26 protein-coding genes and 1 tRNA gene are annotated in these 22,622 nt (G+C 72.0%); 21 read left to right on the top strand and 6 right to left on the bottom strand.

Translation table 11 applies throughout. The annotated features are described in order from the left end of the window. Positions 1 to 70 precede the first annotated feature (70 nt). Complete coding sequence (locus tag AB0424_RS08665) at positions 71 to 358, top strand: metal-sensitive transcriptional regulator (protein ID WP_366303252.1); 288 nt, start codon at positions 71 to 73, stop codon at positions 356 to 358. A 77-nt stretch (positions 359 to 435) separates the two neighbouring features. Here the strand turns inward: AB0424_RS08665 and wrbA are convergent, their stop codons facing one another. Beyond that, positions 436 to 1,044: an NAD(P)H:quinone oxidoreductase gene (gene wrbA / locus AB0424_RS08660; protein ID WP_366303250.1), complete on the bottom strand. Its 609-nt coding sequence runs from the start codon at positions 1,042 to 1,044 to the stop codon at positions 436 to 438. A 184-nt stretch (positions 1,045 to 1,228) separates the two neighbouring features. Here wrbA and AB0424_RS08655 point away from each other — a divergent pair, with 184 nt between their 5' ends. Then, positions 1,229 to 1,936, top strand: coding sequence for a TetR/AcrR family transcriptional regulator (locus tag AB0424_RS08655; protein ID WP_366303248.1), 708 nt, complete (start codon positions 1,229 to 1,231; stop codon positions 1,934 to 1,936). A 28-nt stretch (positions 1,937 to 1,964) separates the two neighbouring features. On the opposite strand, the gene AB0424_RS08650 is transcribed toward AB0424_RS08655, so the two are convergent. Continuing rightward, positions 1,965 to 2,753 (bottom strand): TetR/AcrR family transcriptional regulator, encoded by a 789-nt coding sequence (locus AB0424_RS08650; RefSeq protein ID WP_366303246.1) that lies wholly within the window; start codon positions 2,751 to 2,753, stop codon positions 1,965 to 1,967. A gap of 102 nt (positions 2,754 to 2,855) precedes the next feature. Between AB0424_RS08650 and AB0424_RS08645 the strand changes: the two genes are divergently transcribed. The 5 genes from AB0424_RS08645 (at position 2,856) to AB0424_RS08625 (ending at position 9,114) form a co-directional block, all read left to right on the top strand. Beyond that, complete coding sequence (locus AB0424_RS08645; RefSeq protein WP_366303244.1) at positions 2,856 to 5,171, top strand: excinuclease ABC subunit UvrA; 2,316 nt, start codon at positions 2,856 to 2,858, stop codon at positions 5,169 to 5,171. 53 nt (positions 5,172 to 5,224) lie between these two features. Continuing rightward, a complete protein-coding gene (locus AB0424_RS08640) occupies positions 5,225 to 5,785 on the top strand; it encodes an alpha/beta hydrolase (protein ID WP_366303242.1) in 561 nt (186 codons plus the stop codon). A gap of 10 nt (positions 5,786 to 5,795) precedes the next feature. Continuing rightward, complete coding sequence (gene pip, locus AB0424_RS08635) at positions 5,796 to 6,776, top strand: prolyl aminopeptidase (protein WP_366303240.1); 981 nt, start codon at positions 5,796 to 5,798, stop codon at positions 6,774 to 6,776. Between the two features lie 42 nt (positions 6,777 to 6,818). After that, a complete protein-coding gene (locus AB0424_RS08630) occupies positions 6,819 to 7,445 on the top strand; it encodes an HhH-GPD-type base excision DNA repair protein (protein WP_366303238.1) in 627 nt (208 codons plus the stop codon). A gap of 115 nt (positions 7,446 to 7,560) precedes the next feature. Beyond that, positions 7,561 to 9,114: a M28 family metallopeptidase gene (locus AB0424_RS08625; protein ID WP_366303237.1), complete on the top strand. Its 1,554-nt coding sequence runs from the start codon at positions 7,561 to 7,563 to the stop codon at positions 9,112 to 9,114. On the opposite strand, the gene AB0424_RS08620 is transcribed toward AB0424_RS08625, so the two are convergent. Beyond that, a complete protein-coding gene (locus AB0424_RS08620) occupies positions 9,115 to 10,722 on the bottom strand; it encodes a helicase HerA-like domain-containing protein (RefSeq protein ID WP_366303235.1) in 1,608 nt (535 codons plus the stop codon). 97 nt (positions 10,723 to 10,819) lie between these two features. Between AB0424_RS08620 and AB0424_RS08615 the strand changes: the two genes are divergently transcribed. Further along, positions 10,820 to 11,116, top strand: coding sequence for a type II toxin-antitoxin system VapB family antitoxin (locus AB0424_RS08615; protein ID WP_017240525.1), 297 nt, complete (start codon positions 10,820 to 10,822; stop codon positions 11,114 to 11,116). Positions 11,117 to 11,231: 115 nt separating this feature from the next. Continuing rightward, positions 11,232 to 11,867 carry a LytR C-terminal domain-containing protein gene (locus tag AB0424_RS08610; RefSeq protein WP_366303233.1) on the top strand — a complete coding sequence of 212 codons (636 nt, stop codon included), beginning with the start codon at positions 11,232 to 11,234 and terminating at the stop codon, positions 11,865 to 11,867. A 71-nt stretch (positions 11,868 to 11,938) separates the two neighbouring features. On the opposite strand, the gene upp is transcribed toward AB0424_RS08610, so the two are convergent. After that, positions 11,939 to 12,574, bottom strand: a complete 636-nt coding sequence (upp, locus tag AB0424_RS08605; RefSeq protein WP_366303231.1) for a uracil phosphoribosyltransferase — start codon at positions 12,572 to 12,574, stop codon at positions 11,939 to 11,941. Positions 12,575 to 12,665: 91 nt separating this feature from the next. On the opposite strand from upp, the gene AB0424_RS08600 reads away from it, so the two are divergent. From AB0424_RS08600 to AB0424_RS08560, 9 genes are all read left to right on the top strand, one after another. Next, entirely contained in the window at positions 12,666 to 12,875 is a 210-nt protein-coding gene (locus AB0424_RS08600; RefSeq protein ID WP_366303229.1) for a hypothetical protein, read from the top strand. A 238-nt stretch (positions 12,876 to 13,113) separates the two neighbouring features. Beyond that, positions 13,114 to 13,647: a hypothetical protein gene (locus AB0424_RS08595; protein WP_366303227.1), complete on the top strand. Its 534-nt coding sequence runs from the start codon at positions 13,114 to 13,116 to the stop codon at positions 13,645 to 13,647. Positions 13,648 to 13,712: 65 nt separating this feature from the next. Beyond that, positions 13,713 to 14,141, top strand: a complete 429-nt coding sequence (gene tadA / locus AB0424_RS08590) for a tRNA adenosine(34) deaminase TadA (protein WP_366303225.1) — start codon at positions 13,713 to 13,715, stop codon at positions 14,139 to 14,141. Between the two features lie 67 nt (positions 14,142 to 14,208). Beyond that, a tRNA-Ser gene (locus AB0424_RS08585) sits at positions 14,209 to 14,293 on the top strand. A 407-nt stretch (positions 14,294 to 14,700) separates the two neighbouring features. Further along, positions 14,701 to 14,865: a hypothetical protein gene (locus AB0424_RS08580; RefSeq protein WP_015034987.1), complete on the top strand. Its 165-nt coding sequence runs from the start codon at positions 14,701 to 14,703 to the stop codon at positions 14,863 to 14,865. Positions 14,866 to 14,874: 9 nt separating this feature from the next. Next, on the top strand, positions 14,875 to 15,168 hold the full coding sequence (locus AB0424_RS08575) for a Dabb family protein (RefSeq protein WP_366303223.1): 294 nt from the start codon (positions 14,875 to 14,877) through the stop codon (positions 15,166 to 15,168). A 213-nt stretch (positions 15,169 to 15,381) separates the two neighbouring features. After that, positions 15,382 to 16,227 carry an RNA polymerase sigma factor SigF gene (locus tag AB0424_RS08570; RefSeq protein ID WP_366303221.1) on the top strand — a complete coding sequence of 282 codons (846 nt, stop codon included), beginning with the start codon at positions 15,382 to 15,384 and terminating at the stop codon, positions 16,225 to 16,227. A gap of 235 nt (positions 16,228 to 16,462) precedes the next feature. Then, positions 16,463 to 17,371, top strand: a complete 909-nt coding sequence (locus tag AB0424_RS08565) for an RNA polymerase sigma factor SigF (RefSeq protein ID WP_366303219.1) — start codon at positions 16,463 to 16,465, stop codon at positions 17,369 to 17,371. A 119-nt stretch (positions 17,372 to 17,490) separates the two neighbouring features. Further along, positions 17,491 to 18,309, top strand: coding sequence for a hypothetical protein (locus tag AB0424_RS08560; protein ID WP_366303217.1), 819 nt, complete (start codon positions 17,491 to 17,493; stop codon positions 18,307 to 18,309). Positions 18,310 to 18,346: 37 nt separating this feature from the next. Here the strand turns inward: AB0424_RS08560 and AB0424_RS08555 are convergent, their stop codons facing one another. Next, the gene (locus AB0424_RS08555) at positions 18,347 to 19,279 is read right to left on the bottom strand and encodes an oxidoreductase (RefSeq protein ID WP_366303215.1); all 933 of its coding nucleotides are present in this window, start codon (positions 19,277 to 19,279) and stop codon (positions 18,347 to 18,349) included. 48 nt (positions 19,280 to 19,327) lie between these two features. Between AB0424_RS08555 and AB0424_RS08550 the strand changes: the two genes are divergently transcribed. Continuing rightward, positions 19,328 to 19,990, top strand: coding sequence for a TetR family transcriptional regulator (locus tag AB0424_RS08550; RefSeq protein WP_366303213.1), 663 nt, complete (start codon positions 19,328 to 19,330; stop codon positions 19,988 to 19,990). 130 nt (positions 19,991 to 20,120) lie between these two features. Here AB0424_RS08550 and AB0424_RS08545 read toward each other — a convergent pair whose 3' ends face one another. After that, positions 20,121 to 20,363: a hypothetical protein gene (locus AB0424_RS08545; RefSeq protein ID WP_366303211.1), complete on the bottom strand. Its 243-nt coding sequence runs from the start codon at positions 20,361 to 20,363 to the stop codon at positions 20,121 to 20,123. Positions 20,364 to 20,521: 158 nt separating this feature from the next. Here AB0424_RS08545 and AB0424_RS08540 point away from each other — a divergent pair, with 158 nt between their 5' ends. Continuing rightward, positions 20,522 to 20,965 carry a MarR family transcriptional regulator gene (locus AB0424_RS08540; protein ID WP_366303209.1) on the top strand — a complete coding sequence of 148 codons (444 nt, stop codon included), beginning with the start codon at positions 20,522 to 20,524 and terminating at the stop codon, positions 20,963 to 20,965. 15 nt (positions 20,966 to 20,980) lie between these two features. Next, complete coding sequence (locus AB0424_RS08535; RefSeq protein WP_366303207.1) at positions 20,981 to 22,579, top strand: MDR family MFS transporter; 1,599 nt, start codon at positions 20,981 to 20,983, stop codon at positions 22,577 to 22,579. Positions 22,580 to 22,622 lie beyond the last annotated feature (43 nt).

Raw genomic sequence — 22,622 nt, 5'->3', positions numbered from 1 at the left:
TCCTTGGACTTCGACGGAACCCCGTGTCGGGGAGTAAATTACCCCCTGGGGTATCTGTGGAGGAGTCGCTGTGGAACTCGATCTCGCGGGCGCCGAGCTCAAGGCCGTGCTGAACCGGCTGCGCCGGGCCCAGGGCCAGATCTCCGGCGTGATCCGGATGATCGAGGAGGGGCGTGACTGCGAGGAGGTCGTGACGCAGCTCGCGGCCGCTTCCCGCGCCCTCGACCGGGCAGGGTTCGCGATCATCGCGACCGGGCTCCAGCAGTGCCTGACGGACATCGAGGACGGCCGGAAGGACGGCGAGGACCGCGAGGCGATGCGGGCCCGCCTGGAGAAGCTGTTCCTCTCGCTGGCGTAGGCGCGTAAGACGACGGAAGACGAGCACCCCCGGGGTCGACCCCGGGGGTGCTCGGCGTTGTCGCGCAGGTGCGCGGTTCAGTCGTCCGCGAGGCCGTTCAGTCGCTTGGCGATGCGGGTGAGGCGGGCGCCCTGGTAGCGGGCGGCCTGGAGGACGTGTTCGCCCGGGGCGCCGTTGGCGGCGGGGTGGGCGGTGCCGTAGGGGTTGCCGCCGGCCGCGTAGACGGCGGGGTCGGTGAAGCCGGGCGAGACGATGACCGAGCCCCAGTGGTGGAAGGTGTTGTAGAGGGCGAGGAGCGTCGACTCGTTGCCGCCGTGGATGTTGTGCGCGCTGGTGAAGGCGGTCGCGGCCTTGTCGGCCATGACGCCCCGCTGCCAGAGCCCGCCCGAGGTGTCGATGTACTGCTTCAGCTGCGCGGAGACGTTGCCGAAGCGGGTCGGGGAGCCGAAGGCGTAGGCGTCGGCCCACTCCAGGTCGTCCAGCGTGGCGATCTCGATGGCGCGGGTGGTGTCGACGTGGGCGCGCCACGCCGGGTTGGCGTCGATGGCGGCGTCGGGGGCGAGCTCGGGCACGCGGCGCAGGCGCACCTCGGCGCCGGCCTTCTCGGCGCCCTCGGCGACGGCCTGGGCGAGCTGGTGGACGGCGCCCGTGGCGGAGTAGTAGATGACGGCGACCTTGACGGACATGGCGAGCTCTCCTCGATCTCCCGGGCCGGTCCCACGAACCGGACTGCGAAGCGGATTACTTTCCGCTTCGATGGTTCGAGCGTAAACGGATCGCTATCCGGTTCGCAAGCGGAGCGGGTATGCTCACAACGAGAGACGACCGAGGGGGAAACGGGCGAGCGGAAGAAAGAGCGGGAGTCGGCAGATGAGCACGGAGAAACCGCGGGCCGAGGCCGCCGGAGCGGGCCGGGCGGACATAGCGCGCGAAGGCGCCGGCGCCCAGGACGCGTCGGGGCCGGCCACGGCCGCCGCACCGCCCGCCCCCGGGCTGCTCCCCACCCTCGACGCGCCCGCCCCCGAGCGCGCGGACGCCGCCCGCAACCGGCGCAAGATCCTCGACGCCGCCGCGCGGATCGTCGCCGAGCAGGGCCCCGACGCCGTCACGATGAACCAGGTCGCCCACGCCAGCGGCATCGGCGTCGGCACCGTCTACCGCCGCTTCGGCGACGTCTCCCAGCTGCTCTGGGCGCTCCTCGACGACCGCGAGCGCCGGTTCCAGGAGGCGTACATGAGCGGGCCGCCGCCGCTGGGCCCGGGAGCGCCGCCCGCGGAACGGCTCGACGCCTTCCTCGACGCGCTGGTGGACCGGGTGCGCGAGCAGCGCGGACTCCTCCTCGCGGCCCACTCCGCCGCGCCCCGCGCCCGCTACCACAGCGGCGCCTACCGGGTGATGCACACGCACGTGGCCCTGCTCATCGGGCAGCTCAGGCCGGGCGCCGACAGCGCGCTCCTCGCCCACCTGCTGCTCTCGTCGTTCTCGCCGGACGTCATGCACCATCTGACGGTCGAGCAGGAGCTCTCCGCCGAGCGCCTCAAGGCGGGGGTGCGGACGCTGCTGACCCTGCGGGGCTGAGCCCGCGGACGAGGAGCGGGACGGCGGACTACTCCGCTCCCCCGCCCAGTGCCGCGAGGCCGTCCAGGACCCGGGCGAGCGCGAAGGCGTAGGCGTGGTCCGCGTCGTAGAGCCCGTCGTAGGCGACGGCCGCCGCCTCACCGACCCGGCCGGCCAGCGGGAAGCGGTCCGGGTCGAAGACCCGGGCGAGCAGCGACGCGTGGGCGTCCCACCACTCCCCGTCGGACATGGCGCTCTCCCGTTCCACGGCGCGCGCGTCCAGTTCGGCCCGTGCGGCGGCCTGTACGGAGCCGAGGACGTAGGTCAGGGCCGAGTCGCGGGAGACGTCGTCGAGGCCGAGGCCCTCGAAGGCGCCGAGCTCGTACTCGTACTTGTTCATCACGCCGGGGCCGAGCGGGGCGCGGACGATCCGCAGCTCGACCAGCCAGGGGTGGCGCAGGTGCAGGGCCCGGTTCGCGTCGGCGACGGCGGTGACGCGCTCGCGCCAGGGGAGGCCGGGACCGAAGGGCGGGCGCTCCATCCGCAGGAAGACGGCGTCCAGCATGAGGTCGAGCAGCTCGCCCTTGCCGGGGACGTACGTGTAGAGGGTCATCGGGGTGACGGCGAGGCGCCCGGCGACGGCGCGCATGGTGAGGGCGTGCAGCCCGCCGGAGTCGGCGAGGGCGAGGGCGGCGTCGACGACCCCGTCGACCGTGAGGCCCTGGCGGGGGCCGCGCCGCCCGGCCGCCGGTGCCGCGGCGCTGTCGCGCCAGAGCAGCTCCAGGGTGCGGGCCGGGTCGCCGGTCCCGCTGCCGTTCTTGCCGTCCGTCGCCGCCATGGCACTCATTCTCGCAGGTCAGATCTGTTCAGCCATTATTTTATACGCCGTATAGAGTAACCTGTCCGTCCGAGCATGGGACCACCACCGGAGGGCGCACGCATGAACCACCCCGTCGGCACGAACCACCCCGGCCACCCCGTCGGCGCGCACGAGTCCACCACCGCGGACGGCCACCACGTCATCCAGGTCCGCGGGGCGCGGGAGAACAACCTCAGGAACGTCGACGTCGACCTCCCCAAGCGCCGCCTCACCGTCTTCACCGGCGTCTCCGGCTCGGGGAAGTCCTCGCTCGTCTTCGGCACCATCGCCGCCGAGTCGCAGCGCCTGATCAACGAGACGTACAGCGCCTTCCTGCAGTCCTTCATGCCGTCGCTGGCCCGCCCGGACGTCGACGGACTGCACAACCTGAGCGCGGCGATCGTCGTCGACCAGGAGCGGATGGGCGCCAACTCCCGCTCCACCGTGGGCACCGCCACCGACGCGTACACGATGCTGCGGATCGTCTTCAGCCGACTCGGCACCCCGCACGTCGGCACCTCCGGCGCGTTCAGCTTCAACCTCCCCGAGGGCATGTGCCCGCGGTGCGAGGGCGCGGGCGAGGTCTCGGACATCGACGTCGACGAGCTCGTCGACCGGTCGAAGTCGCTCGACGAGGGGGCCATCACCGTCCCGAACTTCGCCGTGGACTCCTGGTACTGGCGGATCATGGCCGAGTCCGGCTTCTACCCCCGCGACCGGGCACTCGCGGACTTCACCGACGAGCAGTGGCAGGACTTCCTGCACAAGCCGCAGTGCAAGGTGAAGGTGGGCAGCAACACCTTCACCTACGAGGGGCTCGTGCCCAAGGTCCAGCGGCTGTTCCTCGCCAAGGACCGCGAGGCGCTCCAGACGCACATCCGGGCCTTCGTCGACCGGGCGGTCGTCTTCCGCACCTGCCCGGAGTGCGAGGGCGCCCGGCTCACCCGGGCCGCCCTGTCCTCCCGGATCGACGGCGTGAACATCGCCGAGTGCTCGGCGATGCAGATCAGCGACCTCGCCGCGTTCGTACGGCGGATCGAGGACCCCTCCGTCGCCCCGCTCCTGGCCGGCCTGCGCGAGCTGCTCGACTCGCTCGTCGAGATCGGCCTCGGCTACCTCTCCCTCGACCGCTCCTCCGGCACCCTCTCCGGCGGCGAGGCCCAGCGCGTCAAGATGGTCCGCCATCTCGGCTCGCCGCTCACCGACGTCACGTACGTCTTCGACGAGCCGACCACCGGACTCCACCCGCACGACGTGCGGCGCATGAACGACCTGCTGCTGCGCCTGCGCGACAAGGGCAACACGGTCCTCGTCGTGGAGCACAAGCCCGAGGTCATCGAGATCGCCGACCACGTCGTCGACCTCGGGCCGCGGGCCGGGTCCGCGGGCGGCGAGATCTGCTACAGCGGCGACGTGCCCGGACTGCGCACCTCCGGGACCCTCACCGGCGACCACCTCACGCACCGGGCGAAGCTGCGCCCGGAGGTCCGGCGCCCGACCGGCGCCCTCGCGATCACCGGCGCCACCCAGCACAACCTGCGGAACGTGAGCGTCGACATCCCGACCGGGGTCCTGACCGTGGTCACGGGCGTGGCCGGCTCCGGGAAGTCCTCCCTCGTCCACGGCAACCTGCCCGGCCGCGAGGGCGTCGTCGTCGCCGACCAGTCCCCGATCCGCGGCTCCCGCCGCTCCAACCCGGCGACGTACACCGGGCTCCTCGGCCCCATCCGCACCGCCTTCGCCAAGGCCAACGGCGTCAAGGCGGCGCTGTTCAGCGCCAACTCCGAGGGCGCCTGCGGCCACTGCAACGGCCTCGGCCTGATCTACACCGACCTGGCGATCGCGGCGGGCGTGGCGTCCGTCTGCGAGAAGTGCGAGGGCAAGCGGTTCACGCCCGAGGTGCTCACCTACCGGCTGGACGGGAAGAACATCCACGAGGTCCTGTCGCTGTCGATCGACGAGGCGTACGACTTCTTCACCGGCAAGGGCCAGGCCCGCACCATCCTCGGCCGCCTCAAGGACGTCGGCCTCGGCTACCTCCGGCTCGGCCAGCCGCTGAACACCCTCTCCGGCGGCGAGCGCCAGCGCCTCAAGCTCGCGATCCACATGGCGGAGAAGGCGGCGGTGTACGTCCTCGACGAGCCGACCACCGGCCTGCACCTCGCCGACGTCGACCAGCTGCTCGCCCTCCTCGACCGCCTCGTCGACTCCGGCAACACCGTCGTCGTCATCGAGCACCACCAGGCCGTGATGGCCCACGCCGACTGGCTCGTCGACCTCGGGCCGGGCGCGGGCCACGACGGCGGCCTGGTCGTCTTCGAGGGCACGCCCGCCCAACTGGTCGAGAAGGGCGATACGTTGACCGCCCGCCACCTGCGGGAGTACGTCGGCGGCTGACCGCTCCGTGGACGGTGGTGGACCGGGGCCGGGCGGCGCCGCAGGATCGTGGCATGACCACGTATCTGATCCTGCACGGCTTCCAGAACCACCGTCCGCGCGGCCACTGGCAGCACTGGCTCGCCGAGCGGCTGCGGGAGCGCGGCCACGAGGTCCGCTACCCGCAGCTTCCCGGGCCGGACGCGCCCGTCCTCGCCGAGTGGCTCGACGCCCTGGAGGAGCACGGGCGGCGGCCGGCCGAGGGCGGGTTCGTCGTGCTCGCGCACAGCCTGTCGGTGCTGCTGTGGCTGCGCGCGGGCGCGCGGCGGCCGGACGCCGACCGGGTCCTGCTCGTCGCGCCGCCGTCGCCGCAGGTGGCGGCCGCCATCCCCGAGATCGCCGCCTTCGCCGACGGCCTCGACCTGACCGAGCGGGGCCTGTCGGCCCGCCTGGTGTACGGCGACGGGGACCCGTACTGCCCCGAGGGCGCGGACGTGCACTACGGCGTCCCGCTGGGCCTCGACCGGGACCACGTGCCGGGCGGCGAGCACCTCAACCCCGATGCGGGGTACGGCGCCTGGGACTCGGTCCTGGAGTGGTGCGAGGACCCGGCCGTCCGGGTGAAGGGCCGGTAGGCTCACGCGGATGTACTCGGAGACCGCGGCGTACGACCAGGGCCTGCTCGACGTGGGTGACGGCAACCGGATCCACTGGGAGGTCTCCGGCAATCCGGCGGGCAAGCCCGCGCTGGTCGTGCACGGCGGGCCGGGCTCCGGCTCGTCCCCTCGGGCCAGGAGGTACTTCGACCCGGCGGCCTACCGGGTCGTCCTCTTCGACCAGCGGGGCTGCGGGCGCTCCACGCCGCACGCGAGCGACCCGGCGGCCGACCTGTCCGTGAACACGACCGCGCACCTGGTGGCCGACATGGAGCGGCTGCGCGAGCACCTGGGCATCGACCGGTGGCTGCTGTACGGCGGCTCGTGGGGGTCGACGCTGATCCTCGCCTACGCGGAGGCGTACCCGGAGCGCGTGACGGAGATCGTCATCGCGGCCGTGACGACCACCCGCCGCTCCGAGACCGCCTGGCTGTACGAGGGCGTCGGCCGCTTCTTCCCCGAGGCCCACGAGCGGTTCCGCGCGGGTGCGGAGACCGGTGCCGCCCGGGACGGGCACGGGGCCGGTGCGGGGGCCGACGGGTCCCCGGGGCTCGTCAGGGCCTACGCGGCCCTGATGGACCACCCCGACCGGGCCGTACGGGAGCGGGCGGCGGCCGCCTGGTGCGCCTGGGAGGACGCGGTCCTGTCGATGGAGGGCATGGGCACCCCGTACACCGACCGGGTCGACGACACCCGGCTCGGGTTCGTGCGGATCTGCGCGCACTACTTCGCGCACGGCGCCTGGCTGGAGGAGGGGGCCCTGATCCGCGACGCCCACCGGCTCGCCGGCATCCCCGGCTTCCTCGTCCACGGCCGCCTCGACATGGGCGGCCCGCCCGGAACCGCCTGGGAGCTCACCCGGGCCTGGCCGGACGCCGAGCTTCACGTGGTGGAGTCCGCCGGCCACCTGGGGGGCGAGGAGACGCGGAAACTGCTGCTCACGGCCCTGGACCGGTTCGCGAAGGGGTGAGCCCGCCGGGCGGACGCGGCGCCCCGGCGGGATGATCGGGGTATGAGTCCCGAGTCCACGCCGCCCGACATCCACCTCGCCCAGCAGCCGGAGGCCGACGCACTGCTCGGCCGGTCGCCGCTCGCCGCGCTCGTCGGCATGCTGCTCGACCAGCAGGTGCCGATGGAGTGGGCGTTCTCGGGGCCGTACACGATCGCCTCGCGGCTCGGCGCCGACGACCTGGACGCGCACGAGATCGCGGCCCGGGACCCGGAGGAGTTCGCCGCGCTGCTCTCCGAGAAGCCCGCGGTGCACCGCTACCCGGGGTCGATGGCGCAGCGGGTCCAGCAGCTGTGCCGGTACCTCGTCGAGGAGTACGGGGGCGACGCGGCGGCCGTCTGGCGGGACGCGGCGACCGGGAAGGAGCTGCTCGCCCGGCTGGAGGCGCTGCCGGGGTTCGGGAAGCAGAAGGCACAGATCTTCCTGGCCCTGCTGGGCAAGCAGTACGGGGTACGGCCCGAGGGCTGGCGCGCGGCGGCGGGCGCCTACGGCGAGCAGGGGTCGTACCGTTCGGCCGCCGACATCACCGGGCCGGAGTCGCTGGCGAAGGTGCGGGCGCACAAGCAGGAGATGAAGGCGGCCGCGAAAGCGGCGAAAGCCGCCAAGGAGGGTAAAGCATCCGGGAATTGAAAATTCCACATGTCAATCCTGCTCAAGTTGACAGGAATTACGCAGAACCTGTTCACAGAATGCCCCCACCATCGCTAACTTCCCCTCAACCTCGTCCGTCACGGGAAGGACTTCTGTGAACGCATCCCAGCGTCGTGCCGCGGCCATTCTGGCCGCTGCCGCACTCGCCACTCCGCTGGTCCTCGCCTCCCCCGCCACCGCGGGGCAGGACCCCTCGGCCGCACCCGCCCGCGATGCCGCCAAGCTGGCGAAGAAGCTGGTCCGCGAAACCACCGCCCAGGACGCCTACAAGCACCTGCAGAAGTTCCAGGCGATAGCCGACTCGGCCGGCGGCCACCGCGCGGCCGGCTCGCTCGGCCACGACGCCTCGGCGGCGTACGTGTACACGCAGCTCAAGAAGGCCGGATACGACGTCCGGTACCAGAAGTTCGAGTTCCAGTACACGGAGACGCTCGCCGAGAAGGCCGCCGTCGTCGCCCCCGCGCCCCGCGCGCTCGACATCAAGGCGATGACCTACACCAAGTCCACCCCGGTCGGCGGCATCACCGCCGCCCTCGCCGCCGTCCCCGTCGACGCCGACGGCACCACCGGCTGCGAGCCCGGCGACTTCGCCTCGAACACCTTCACCGGCAAGATCGCCCTGATCAAGCGCGGCGGCTGTACCTTCGCGATCAAGCAGCAGAACGCCGCCGCGGCCGGCGCCGCCGCCGCCGTCATCTACAACAACACCGACGGCGCCCTCTCCGGCACCCTCGGCGACCCCGCCGCCGGCAAGGTCCCGACCGGCGGCCTGACGCAGGCCGAGGGCAACGCGCTCGCCGCCGACCTGGCCAACGGCCCGGTCTCGCTCTCCCTGGAGATCCGCCAGCTCCAGGAGCTGCGCTCCACCAACAACGTCATCGCGGAGACCCGCGGCGGCAACGCGGCCAACACCGTGATGCTCGGCTCCCACCTCGACTCCGTCACCGCCGGCCCCGGCATCAACGACAACGGCTCGGGCTCGGCCGGCCTCCTCCAGACCGCCCTGGAGCTCGCCAAGTCGAAGGACAAGGTCCGCAACAAGGTCCGCTTCGCCTGGTGGTCCGCGGAGGAGAACGGCCTCCTCGGCTCCGAGCACTACGTGAACACCCTCACGGCGCTCGACAAGAACGAGATCAAGCTCTACCTGAACTTCGACATGATCGCCTCGCCGAACTACGGCCTCTTCGTCTACGACGGCGACGACTCCGACGCCACCGGCGCCGGCGCGGGTCCGGAGGGCTCCGCCCAGCTGGAGCGCGACATCACCGACTTCATGGACGCGCGCGGACTCCCGCACGAGGGAACCGACTTCACCGGCCGCTCCGACTACGGTCCGTTCATCGAGGTCGGCATCCCCTCCGGCGGCACCTTCACCGGCGCCGAGGGCATCAAGACCGCCGCCCAGGCCGCCCGCTTCGGCGGCACCGCGGGCGTCGCCTACGACGTGAACTACCACGCCAAGGGCGACAACCTGAGCAACGTCAACATGAAGGCGTTCGACGCCAACATCAAGGTCATCGCCAACGCCGTGGGCACCTACGCCCACGACATCTCCTCGCTGCGCAAGCCGGTCGTCTCCGTCCCGACCACCGGCGACGCGGGCAGCGGCGGCGGCCTGCACGACGACCACCACGAGGTCACCGAGTAGTCACCTCCGGCGGCGGGCCGTCCCGAAGACCGATCGGCTGATCTCCCGGCCCAGCTGGGTGCCGATCGACCGGGCCAGGGACGTGAAGATCCCACTGCCCACCACCTGTTCGGCCAGCGAGGGCTCCTCCTTCCGTCGGGGAGCCCTCGCTCCGGCCTTCTCGGCCTGCTTCGCGGCCTTCTCCGCCTCCTCGGCCGCCGCGGCCTCCAGCGCCGCCCCCTCCGCCGCCCGCTGCTCGGCCGTCAGCCTCTCGTACGCCGACTCGCGGTCCACCGCCTCCGCGTACCGCCCGTACAGCGGCGAGCCCTTCACCGCCGCGTCCAGGGCCGCCGCGTCGACCGGTCCCATCAGCGACTCGGGCGCCCGCAGCCGGGTCGCCGCCACCGGCGTCGGGGCACCCTTCTCGCTCAGCACGGTCACCACCGCCTCGCCCGTCCCCAGGCCGGTGAGGACCTCCTCCAGGTCGTACGGCGACTTCGGGAAGGTCCGCACCGTCGCCTTCAGCGCCTTGGCGTCGTCCGGGGTGAAGGCGCGCAGCGCGTGCTGCACCCGGTTGCCGAGCTGCGCCAGCACGTCCGACGGCACGTCCTTCGGGGTCTGCGTCACGAAGAAGACGCCGACGCCCTTCGAGCGGATCAGCCGCACGGTCTGGGTGATCGACTCCAGGAACGCCTTCGAGGCCCCGCTGAACAGCAGGTGCGCCTCGTCGAAGAAGAACACCAGCTTCGGCTTCTCCAGGTCGCCGACCTCCGGCAGGTCGTGGAAGAGGTCGGCCAGCATCCACATCAGGAACGTCGAGAAGAGCTGCGGCTTGTCCTGCACGGCCGGCAGCTCCAGGACCGAGACGACCCCGCGCCCGTCCGCCGCCGTCCGCAGCAACTCGCCCGTGTCGAAGTCCGGCTCCCCGAAGAAGCCGCTCGCCCCCTGCTGCTCGAAGGCCGTGAGGGCCCGCAGGATCACCCCGGCCGTTACCGTCGAGAGACCGCCGATCCCCTTCAGTTCGGCCTTCCCGGTGTCCGAGACCAGGAAGGCGACCACCGCCCGCAGGTCCTTGAGGTCGACCAGCTCCAGCCCCTTCGCGTCCGCGTAGTGGAAGATCAGGCCGAGCGACTGCTCCTGCGTCTGGTTGAGCTGGAGCACCTTCGACAGCAGGACCGGGCCGAAGCCGGTCACCGTCGCGCGCACCGGGATGCCGGAGCCGAGGCCACCCAGGCCGTAGAACTCGCAGGGGAAGGCGGTCGCGCGCCACTCCTGGCCCACCTCGGCGGCCCGCGCCCTGACCTTCTCGCCGTCCTGGCCGGGCGCCGAGATCCCCGAGACGTCGCCCTTGACGTCGGCGAGGAAGACCGGCACCCCGTGCGAGGACAGCTGCTCGGCGATCAGCTGGAGCGTCTTCGTCTTGCCCGTGCCGGTGGCGCCGGCCACCAGGCCGTGGCGGTTGAGCACCGGCAGCGGGATGCGGATCGGCGCGTCCGGATGACACGCGCCGTCCCAGAGGAGCGCCCCCAGATCGAGTGCCGGGCCGTCGAAGGCGTACCCGGCGGCGATCCCGGCGGCCGGCCCGGACGCGGGCGCCGGAGCCTCCGGCGGCTGCTCGCTCACGCTCATGACCGCACCCTCATTTCGGTTTTGTCACGATGTGCACCAGCATCGCACTGCCCGCGCCTGGCTGCGCCGGGAGCCGCTCGCCCGGTAGGCTTTCCGTGTGATCTTCAAGCGCATCGGTAACGGAAAGCCGTATCCCGACCACGGCCGGGAAAGCACCCGGCAGTGGGCGGACGTCGCGCCGCGCCCGGTCCGCCTCGACCAGCTGGTCACCACCAAGGGCCAGCTGGACCTGGAGACGCTGCTCGCCGAGGACTCCACGTTCTACGGCGACCTCTTCGCGCACGTCGTGAAGTGGCGCGGCGACCTCTACCTGGAGGACGGACTGCACCGCGCCGTCCGCGCGGCGCTCCAGCAGCGCCAGGTGCTGCACGCGCGCGTCCTCGAGATGGACTGAGAAGGCGCCGGTCGGCCCTTCGCACTGACCCTTTCGGGGTCAGTTCACCCCCATCCGGACGCGATCACATGATCATCAAGTAGGCATCGCCGACGGGCGGCACTACGCTGCGTTCATGAGCATGCTCACTCCCCCCGGAATGGGCGGAAAGTACCGCATCACGGGGGACGTCTACCCGCGCATGCGCCGCCCCCACCGCCGGCGCCGGATCGTCCTCGCGTCCGCAGCCGCCGTGGTCGTGCTCGGCGCGGCCGGCTGGGGCACCCTCCAGCTCGTCGACGTCTTCTCCGGCGACGAGGGCACGAAGACGGCCGCCGGGAAACAGGCCGACTGCAAGCCCGTCGCCAAGGCGAGCACGGCCCCCGCCGTCGCCCTCCCCAAGCCCGGGCAGATCACGGTCAACGTCTACAACGCGACCCCGCGCAGCGGACTCGCCAAGACGACCGCCGACGAGCTGAAGAAACGCGGCTTCACGATCGGCAAGGTGGGGAACGCGCCCACCGCCTACGACAAGAAGGTCACCGGCACCGGACTGCTCCTCGGCGCGCCCGCGGCCGCCAAGGGCGCCTTCCCGGTCCTCGGTACCCAGCTCAAGGGCGCCACGACCAAGATGGACGCCCGGGCCACCGCCGACGTGGACCTGATCATCGGGACCGCCTTCACGGCGCTGTCCCCGAAAACGACGGCGGACGCGGCCCTGGTCGCCCTGACCAAGCCCGCGCCCGTGGCCAAGCCCTGCGCACAGAGCTGACGTGACACGCGACGGCTCCGCCTGATTCCCGGGCGGAGCCGACTGTGCCTATTCGGCGGAGCCGACGGTGCTTATTCGGCGGAGCCGTACATGCGGTCGCCCGCGTCGCCGAGGCCCGGCACGATGTAGCCGTTCTCGTTGAGGCGCTCGTCGACCGAGGCCGTCACGACGGTGACCGGCGTGCCGGCCAGCTCGCGCTCCATGACCTCGACGCCCTCCGGGGCGGCGAGGAGCACGACCGCGGTCACGTCGTCGGCGCCGCGCTCGATGAGTTCGCGGATCGCCGCGACCAGCGTGCCGCCGGTCGCCAGCATCGGGTCGAGGACGTACACCTGGCGGCCCGAGAGGTCCTCCGGCATCCGCGTGGCGTAGGTCGACGCCTCCAGCGTCTCCTCGTTGCGGATCATCCCCAGGAAGCCGACCTCGGCGGTCGGGAGCAGCCGGACCATGCCGTCGAGCATGCCCAGACCGGCGCGCAGGATCGGGACCACCAGCGGACGCGGGTACGACAGCTTCACGCCGGTCGTGGCCGTGACGGGGGTCTCGATGTCGACCTGCTCGGTCCGGACGTCCCTGGTGGCCTCGTAGGCGAGCAGGGTGACCAGCTCGTCGGCGAGACGGCGGAAGGTCGCGGAGTCCGTGCGCTTGTCGCGCAGGGTGGTGAGCTTGTGGGCGACCAGGGGGTGGTCGACGACGTGGAGACGCATGCCCCAACAGTAGCCCGCCGCACACTGGCATCGACCACGCCACTGGGGGAAGGTGGGGACACAGGGACCCAGTGATGGGGTGGTGTGGCCTATGCCCGACCTGGAAGAACCGGCCGAGGGAACCGCCAAGAGGGCGAACCGGACGCCGGCACCGGAGACCGACGCGGAGCGCCGCAGGCGCCGCGCCCAGTTCCTCCGCGAGCTGAACGAGGCCAAGGCGCTGCGCGAACGCGTGCAGCCGCGGCGCGCCCGGGCCGCCCGGATGCGCCAGGCGATGCGCATGCGGACCTTCCGCTGGTGAGACGGGCGGGGGACCGCCGGGCGGGGCAGCGGACGCGACGGGCCGGTGGTCCGCCGTGCGCCCCCTCCGTGCGCCGGGGTCGCACGCCCGCCCGATGGCGGTGTCGTTCAGACTGATGCACGACTCAAGAGCCGAAGACCTCTCCTGCGCGCCCCGTTTCTGTCACGATGCCGATTGGGCGGGGCACCAGGAGCGCGCCGCCGGAACGTCACACCTCTGATCAGTGGGAGAGAGTCAGGTGTACTTCGCCGCACTGCTCGCGCGCACCGAAGACGGGTGGGAAGCGAGCGACACGGAGCTCGACGACGTGGAGACCCTGTCGGATCTGACCGAGCTGGCCCGCGAGGTCTCGGACGACGACACGGTGATCGTCTACATCGAGCAGGAGGACGCGTGGTTCGGGGTCGTACGGATCGAGGGTGAGGAAGACCCTCGGATCTACGTCTCGGACGGCGCCGCCGCCGCCCGTTCCTCGTACGGGGAGATCCTCACCCGGGAGATCCTCGGCGACGACCTCGACGCCGAGCTCGACGAGCTGGCGTCCCTGGATCTGGACGGCACGGAGGACGGGGAACCGCTCACCGACGACGAGGACGAGGACGACGAGGCCGGCGCGCTCGCCGGGGCGGTGCCGTCCGCCCCGGTCGGCGACGCGCTGGTCCTCGCGGACCTCGGTCTCTCGGAGCGCGAGCTCCGTGCGCTCGACAGCGACGCCCTCGCGGTGATCGCGGACGCGCTGGGCGCCTCCGAGGTGCTGGAGGCCGTGCGCTAGTGGCATCGGCGGTACCCGTTCCCCACTCCGCGGCCGACCCCGTACGGGATCCCTGGCGGGATGCCATGCGGCTCGCGCTCGACGAGGCCGCCGCGGCCGGGCCGGCCGGTGACGTACCGGTCGGCGCGGTCGTGCTCGGCCCGGACGGGCGCGTCCTCGCCCGGGCCCACAACGAGCGGGAGGCGGCCGGTGACCCCACCGCGCACGCCGAGGTGCTCGCGCTGCGCCGGGCGGCCGCCGAGACCGGCGAGTGGCGGCTGACGGGGTGCACGCTCGTCGTGACCCTGGAGCCCTGTGTGATGTGTGCGGGCGCCCTCGTCCAGTCGCGGGTCGACCGGGTGGTCTTCGGCGCGCTCGACGAGAAGGCGGGCGCTGCCGGCTCGCTCTGGGACCTCGTGCGGGACCGTCGCCTGAACCACCGTCCCGAGGTGGTCCACGGCGTGCTCGGCGAGGAGTGCGCGGAGCAGTTGACGGCCTTCTTCCGCGACCGCTGACACCCCCGCTGACCTCGTCGGGGATACGGATTTCATCGCAGCGCCAACTTCGGCTAAGCTCTCTCTCGGTAGCGTGTCCGAGCGGCCGAAGGAGCTCGCCTCGAAAGCGAGTGTGGGGAAACTCACCGAGGGTTCAAATCCCTCCGCTACCGCTTCGATCGAAGGGCCCGGTGCAGTGCACCGGGCCCTTCGGCGTATCCCGGATGCCCGGCCCGAGCGCACGCGAGAGGGCCCCGGCCGCGCTCGTGGCGCGGCCGGGGCCCTCTCGCGTAGGACGGGGGGAACGGCATCGGGGGGACAAGCCGTTCCCCCCGATGAGAACCGGACCTGCAAGTCCGTGCCGCGTTCGGGGGGAAGCTCGCGGCGCGGACCCCGCAGTGCGGGCCGGTTCCAGGAGCCCCGCGGATTCCTGCCAGATCCGCTGGGCTCGACATCCATCCTGCGTCCGCGTCACCCTTCCGGGGGGCGGCAAAAGGCCCGGATCTCCGGGCCCTTGGTCCATAAGGGCTCGGTTAGAGTGGCGCGATCGTACGGCGGGGGTACCGGGGAGGGCTGGTCAGTGGTGCAAGCGAAGAAGGTCGCGCTCTACGCGGTCGTGGTCTTTGTGCTGTACACGATCGTCACATCCCCGGCGCGGGCCGCCGATCTCGTCCAGGTAGGGTTCGAGGGCATTTCCAGCGCCGCCCAGGGTGTCGGCGAGTTCATGACCGAACTCATCAACTAGGAGCCCTCCGTGATCCGCCATCTGGTCCTCTTCAAGCTCAACGAGGGAGTCGAGCGCGACGAGCCGCGCGTCGTCGCGGGCGTCGAGGCGTTCCGCGCGCTCGGCGGGCAGATCCCCGAGCTGCGGTTCTGGGAGTGCGACTGGAACATCACGGACCGGCCGATCGCGTACGACTTCGCCATCAACTCGGCGGTCGAGGACACCGAAGCGCTCCAGCGCTACCTGGAGCACCCCGCGCACCAGGCCGGCGTCGCGCAGTGGCGCGAGTTCGCCACCTGGGTGATCGCGGACTACGCCTTCTAGCCCCCGCCTCACCCGGAGGCCCCCCGCCCTCGCGGCGGGGGGCCTTTTCCGTGCGTGACCTCCCCTTTTTCCTCCATCATGCCCTCAACACGTGGTTATGCGGTGCTTGCACACAGTGGACATGTCTTGTGATGCTATGACCGCTTTTGACGGATGAGTTGACCGTAGTTGATCCGGTCGACCAGCAAGACCTGCCGAAGGGGTGGCGTGAACGTGCCGGCCAGTACAGCGCCTCAAGTCCCGCCCCAGCACGAGGCAGGCGGCGCGGAGACCCCGCGCCCCCGCCCCCAGAGCACCCGTGGCGCCGACACCCGCGCGCTCACCCAGGTCCTCTTCGGGCAGCTCAAGAACCTGGAGCCGGGCACGTCCGAGCACCACCGGGTGCGCGGGGCGCTCATCGAGGCGAACCTCCCCCTGGTCCGGTACGCGGCGGCCCGCTTCCGTTCGCGGAACGAGCCGATGGAGGACGTCGTCCAGGTCGGCACCATCGGCCTCATCAACGCCATCGACCGCTTCGACCCCGACCGCGGCGTGCAGTTCCCCACCTTCGCGATGCCGACCGTCGTCGGCGAGATCAAGCGGTACTTCCGCGACAACGTCCGCACGGTGCACGTGCCGCGCAGGCTCCACGAGCTGTGGGTCCAGGTGAACGGCGCCACGGAGGACCTGACGACCGCCCACGGCCGCTCCCCCACGACCGCCGAGATCGCCGAGCGGCTGCGGATCGGGGAGGACGAGGTGCTCGCCTGCATCGAGGCCGGACGCTCGTACCACGCCACCTCCCTGGAGGCCGCGCAGGAGGGCGACGGGCTGCCCGGGCTCCTCGACCGGCTCGGCTACGAGGACCCCGCACTGGCCGGCGTCGAGCACCGGGACCTCGTCCGGCACCTGCTCGTCCAGCTGCCCGAGCGGGAGCAGCGGATCCTCATGCTGCGCTACTACAGCAACCTGACCCAGTCTCAGATCAGTCAGGAACTGGGCGTCTCCCAGATGCACGTGTCAAGACTCCTCGCCAGGAGCTTCGCGCGCCTGCGATCCGCAAACAGAATCGAGGCGTAACCGAAACGGGTAGACCGGTTCGGAGCAGTTCCGCGTCGCACCAAATGCCGTACACCCCTTGTTTCCTGCGGATATGCGCCTTCGTCGTGTCGACAAGTCACTACAGCGTGTTGCCGACATGTGACATTCTGCTGGAACCGAGTTTGCCGCAGCCCCACCGCCGGTATTCAGGTGGAGGCTGCGTTCCTCAGATGGTCGCGGCCACCGCGACCGTCCGCGACCTCAAGGGGGTGGCATGTCCACAGAACTGGGCAGCTCGAAGGTGCTCACGCTCACGCCCGTTCCCGTGCCCACGCAGACGACGGCGCCGACCGCGGCCGAGACCACGGAGGCCACGCCTCCGCCGCCCGTGGCCGTCCCGTCCGGAGCCCTCGACACCCGCACCCTCTCCCGCTCCCTCTTCCTGCGGCTGCGCGCCCTGGACACCGAGGGAGTCGCCGCGGACAGCCCGGAGCGGACCTACGTCCGCGACACCCTCATCGAGCTCAACCTCCCCCTCGTGCGGTACGCCGCGGCCCGCTTCCGCTCCCGCAACGAGCCGATGGAGGACATCGTCCAGGTCGGCACCATCGGGCTGATCAAGGCGATCGACCGCTTCGACTGCGAACGGGGCGTGGAGTTCCCGACGTTCGCGATGCCGACCGTCGTCGGCGAGATCAAGCGCTTCTTCCGCGACACCTCGTGGTCCGTGCGCGTGCCGCGCCGGCTGCAGGAGCTGCGGCTCGCCCTCACCAAGGCCAGCGACGAGCTCGCCCAGAAGCTCGACCGCTCCCCGACCGTGCCCGAACTCGCCGCCGTGCTCGGCGTGTCGGAGGAGGACGTCGTCGACGGTCTCGCCGTCGGGAACGCGTACACCGCCTCCTCGCTCGACTCCCCCTCCCCCGAGGACGACGGCGGCGAGGGCTCGCTCGCCGACCGCCTCGGCTACGAGGACACCGCCCTCGAAGGCGTCGAGTACCGCGAGTCGCTCAAGCCCCTGCTGGCCAAACTGCCGCCCCGCGAGCGGCAGATCATCATGCTGCGCTTCTTCGCCAACATGACCCAGTCGCAGATCGGCGAAGAGGTCGGCATCTCCCAGATGCACGTCTCGCGCCTGCTCACCCGCACCCTCGCCCAGCTGCGCGAGGGCCTCATCTCCGACTGAGCCGCACCGGCTCGGTCGCACCGACGGGGCCGCCCCGTCCGGACCGGCCGGAACCCTTCGATCGAGCCGACTCCCCCTGAGCCCTGGTTTGCTGACGATCCGTCAGTCAGACTGGGGCCATGAGGCCAAGGAAGCCCGGCCCGGGGCCGGTACTCGTGGCGGTGGCGCTCTGCCTCGGCGGGGCGCTGACCGCGTGCGGCGGCGGGGACGACGACGGCTTCGCGGCGGTCGGCGCCGGCCCCGCGCCGAAGGGCGCGGTCGCTCCTTCCGGCGCGGTCACCCTGGTCCCCCTGGACGGCCCCACGACCCCCGGCCCGACCTCCGGCACCTCGTCCCCGTCCCCCGCACCCTCCGGCCCGTCCACGGTGCCCGGCGCGGGTACGAGCCCGGGGACGGGCGCCACGGCCGGTCCGGGAGCCGCTCCGGCGGCCACACGGGGCCCCGGCGCGCCCTCGGGGACCGGCACCGGCCCGCTGACGCCCCAGGCCCCCGGACGGCCCTCCACGGGCGGCGGGACGGCCCCGCGGCCCGGCGGCCAGGACCCGACGCGCCCGCCCTCCTCCCCCGTGCCGACGACCCCCGCGACCCGGCCCCCGACGACGCCCGGCGGCAGCCCCGCGCCGTCGCCCGGACCCGCCGTGCTCACCGTCTCCGCGCCCGCCCTCGCCGACGCCGACCGGCGCTGGTGCGAGCAGGTGACCGTCACCTTCCGCAACACCGGGGGCTCCGCCGCGACGTCGGGCACGGTCACCTTCGCCACGCACGTCATCGGCGCCCTCGGCGTCGACTGGGCGACCGTCGCCTCCACCCGGCCGCTGCCCGCTCCGATCGCCGCGGGGACGGCGACGACCCGGACGTACACGGTCTGCGTGGACTCCTGGCGGGTGCCGCTCGGCATGCACGTGGACACCCGCGCGGTCACCGCCGTGTGGCGGTGAGCGGCCGCGCCGGAGCCCGGCACGGTCGCCCCGTGCCTCACAGGCCGGGAGGGCGCACCCCGGTCAGCTTCTCCGACAGCTCCCACAGCCGGCGGCCCGTCCCGGGGTCGGCCGCCGCGGCGGAGAGGCGGACGCGGGCCGGCGCACCGCGCAGTTCCCCGAGGCCGTCCGGGCCGATGAACTCACCGCTCTCGACGGACGGGTCGGTCGCCGCGTACAGCTGTGGCAGGGCGCCCCGCTCGGGGCGCTGGGCGAGCAGCGGGTTGCCGATGCGTCCGAAGACCAGCCGCGCGAGGCCGCTCGTGTCCTTGGTCTGGAGGCTCGTGGCGGTGTAGCCGGGGTGGGCGAGGACCGCGCGGACCGGACTACCGGCCGCCGTCAGTCGCCGGTGGAGCTCCTGCCCGAAGACGGCGTTGGCGAACTTGGACTGGTTGTAGAAGGCCATGGGCGCGTATCCGCGCTCGCCGGTGAGGTCGTCGAAGCGGAGGGTGCCCTGGCGGTGGTTGATCGAGCTGACGGTGACCACGCGGGGGTCCCGCCCGGCGGCGAGCAGGTCGAGCAGCAGCCCGGTGAGCGCGAAGTGGCCCAGGTGGTTGACGGCGAACTGGAGCTCGTGGCCCTGGGGGCTGAGGGTGCGGGGCGGCGCCATCAGGCCCGCGTTGTTGACCAGGACGTCGAGGCGGGGGTGGTCCGTCCGTATCCCGTCGGCGAAGGCCCGCACCGAGTCGAGGTCGGCGAGGTCGAGCCGCCGGACGTCGAGGAGGCCGGGATCCACTCCGTCCGCCGCGAGACCGTCGGCGGCCTCCCGGCCCCTCCTCTCGTCCCGCACGGCGAGGACGACCCGCCCGCCGCCGCGGGCGAGGGCCCGGGTGGTGGCCAGGCCGAGGCCGCTGTTGGCTCCGGTGACGACGAAGACCCGCCCGGTCTGATCGGGGATCGGACCGGCGGTCCGGCGCTGCTTCTCGGTCATGCGACACACGCTGCCGCTGATGTCACCGAGTGTCAAGTGTGACTGTGGATGTCATCCAGGGCACGGCGTTACCATCGGGCCGTGACCCTCCGCCCCGAGACCAGCCTCGCCCAGCGCAAACGCCAGCTCGTCGCGACCGAGCTCACCGAGGCGGCCCTCCAGCTGTTCGCCCTCAAGGGCTTCGACGCGGCGACCGTCGACGAGATCGCGACCAGGGCCGGGGTCTCCAAGCGGACCTTCTTCCGCTACTTCGCGTCGAAGGAGGACGTGGTCGTCCAGTTCCTGGCGGGCATGGGGGCCGACATGCGCGCCTCCCTCGCGACCCGCCCCGCCGGGGAACCCCTCTCCGAGGCGCTGCGGCACGTCGTCTCGGTCCCCCTGGCCGCCTGCGGCGACCACGCCGAGCGCGTCCTCCCCGTCGTCCGGCTGATCCTCCGGACGCCCTCCCTGCTCGCCCGCTTCCTGGAGCACCAGGCGGAGTGGCGCGAGGGCCTGGCCGAGGAGCTGGGGGCCCGACTGGGTCTCGATCCCGCGACCGACCTCCGCCCACGGCTCGCCGCGAGCATGGCCCTGGCCGCCTTCGACGCCGTCCTTCGCCGGTGGAGCGCCGGCGAGGGCCCCCAGGTCGGCGAGGCCCCGGAGGCGCTGATCGGCGAGGCGTTCGCGGTGCTCGCTCCGGCTCTGGACGGACCCGCCGGGACAGGGCCGTAGAAGAAGGGGCGCGGACGCAGAAGCCCGCCGGGGCAGGGCCATAGAAGAAGGGGTACGGCCGGCAAAGAAAAAGCGGGCCGGTCCGCCTGACGCGGATCCGGCCCACCCGGGTGTGCGGACGTGCGGAGGGTCAGCCCAGCGCCAGCCAGGCGACGGCCGCGAGGACGACGATCACCGCGACCACGCCGACGATCAGGCCGACCTTGGGGCCGCCGCCCGACGTGGCCGCGGCCTGCGGCTGCCGGCTCTGCGGGGTGCCCTCGTCGACGAAGGCGCGGAACATCTGCGTGCTGCCGGCGGGGTCGTAGCCCTCGGGGCCCTGACCCTGAGGGCTCTGGCCCTGGCCGTACGGTGCTTGGGGGTTGTGTGCCATGTGCCAGGACCCTAGCGAACGGGGGGCGGGGCCCCCAACCCTCGTACTCCCCTCTCCTCCTTTGCCGATTCTTTAGCGCCGTTTGACCGATTTAGTTTGCCTGAAGCAACCATCCATCTCTATGGTTGCCCTAAGCAACAACATCGATGGGGTGCCTGATGGACAGAGGCAATCGGTACGAGAACCTCGCCCGCCAGGTGAGCGCCGTCGGAGCCGTGAAGCGCGGACTCGCGCGGACCCTGCCGGCGGACTGCCCCGGCGGGTCCGCCATCGTCCTCGCCCTGCTGAACCACCACGGGGACATCCGGACGGGCCGGATGGCCGAGCTGATGGCCGTCGACATGTCGGTCAGCAGCCGTCACGTGGCCCACACGGTGGACCGCGGATGGGTCGAGCGCCTGCCCGACCCCGCCGACCGGCGCTCCCGCATCCTCCACCTGACCCCGGCGGGCGCGGACATGCTCGCGGTCCTCGACCGGCGGCTGACCGCCACGCTCGCCCGCACCCTCGCGGACTGGTCCGACGAAGACGTCGAACTGCTCACCACCCTGCTCGCCCGCCTCCGCGATTCCTTCGGGGACTGCCGGGCCCACCACGCTTGAGAACGAAGGAAGTTGATGGCTACCACCACACCCGAGACCGGTGTGCGCGGCGGGAGCGCCAAGGAGGGGGACACCGCCTCCGGCGGCGCACCGATGACGCACCGCCAGATCATGGAGGCGCTGTCCGGGCTGCTGCTCGGCATGTTCGTCGCCATCCTGTCCTCGACGATCGTCTCCAACGCCCTCCCCCAGATCATCTCGGACCTCGGCGGCGGCCAGTCCGCGTACACCTGGGTCGTCACCGCCGCCCTGCTGGCGATGACCGCGACCACGCCGCTCTGGGGCAAGCTGGCCGACCTCTTCTCCAAGAAGCTGCTCGTCCAGATAGCCCTGATCGTCTACGTCGCGGGCTCGGTCGTCGCCGGCCTCTCGCAGAGCACCGGCATGCTCATCGCCTGCCGTGTCGTCCAGGGCATCGGCGTCGGCGGTCTGACCGCCCTCTCCCAGATCATCCTGGCAGCCATGATCGCCCCGCGTGAGCGCGGCCGGTACAGCGGCTACCTCGGCGCGACCTTCGCCGTCGCCACGGTCGGCGGCCCGCTGCTCGGCGGCGTCATCACCGACACCGACTGGCTCGGCTGGCGCTGGTGCTTCTACGTCGGCGTGCCCTTCGCGATCATCGCGCTGATCGTCCTGCAGAAGACCCTCAACCTCCCCGTCGTGAAGCGGCAGGTCAAGGTCGACTGGGCCGGCGCCCTGTTCATCAGCGCCGCCGTCTCCCTGCTCCTGATCTGGGTCACCTTCGCCGGCGACAAGTACGACTGGATGTCCTGGCAGACGGCCGTCATGGTCCTCGGCGCGGTCGCGCTCGGCGGGCTCTTCGTCCTCGTCGAGTCCAGGGCGAGCGAGCCGATCATCCCGCTCCGCCTCTTCCGCAACCGCACGATCACCCTCGCCTCGCTCGCCTCGCTGTTCGTGGGCGTCGCGATGTTCGCCGGCACGGTCTTCTTCAGCCAGTACTTCCAGCTGGCGCGGAACGAGTCGCCGACGATGTCCGGCGTCCTCACCATCCCGATGATCGCGGGCCTGTTCGTCTCCTCCACCGTCTCCGGCCTGATCATCACCAAGACCGGCCGGTGGAAGGCGTGGCTGGTCAGCGGCGGCGCCCTGGCGGCGGGCGGCCTCGGCCTGCTCGGCACGATCCGCTACGACACGACCTACTGGCACATCGCGATCTTCATGGCCGTCCTGGGCCTCGGCCTCGGCATGATGATGCAGAACCTCGTGCTCTGCACCCAGAACCAGGTGGCCCCCGCCGACCTCGGCGCCGCTTCCTCCGTCGTCACCTTCTTCCGCTCCCTGGGCGGTGCGATCGGTGTCTCGGCGCTGGGCGCGGTCATGGCCCACCGGGTCACGAGCTACGTCAAGGACGGTCTCGCCGAGCTCGGCCCGAAGGCCGCCGGCGCCATGGGCCAGGGCGGCTCGGGCGGCGGCATCCCCGACATGGACAAGCTGCCGGCGCCGATCCGCACGGTCATGGAGAGCGCGTACGGACACGGTGTCGCGGACGTCTTCCTCTACTCGGCCCCGTTCGCGCTGCTCGCCTTCGTCGTGACCCTGTTCATCAAGGAGGTCGCGCTGAAGAGCAACACCGTGAAGGCGGACGAGAAGTAACAGAGCTCCCGGACGCGCTTCGAGCGGAGGCGCGGCCGGGTCC

The organism is Streptomyces sp. NPDC051180 (assembly GCF_040689545.1).
Taxonomy (GTDB): domain Bacteria; phylum Actinomycetota; class Actinomycetes; order Streptomycetales; family Streptomycetaceae; genus Streptomyces.
Note: the sequence above shows the minus strand (reverse complement) of the source record. Positions and strands in the feature narration are given on the sequence as shown.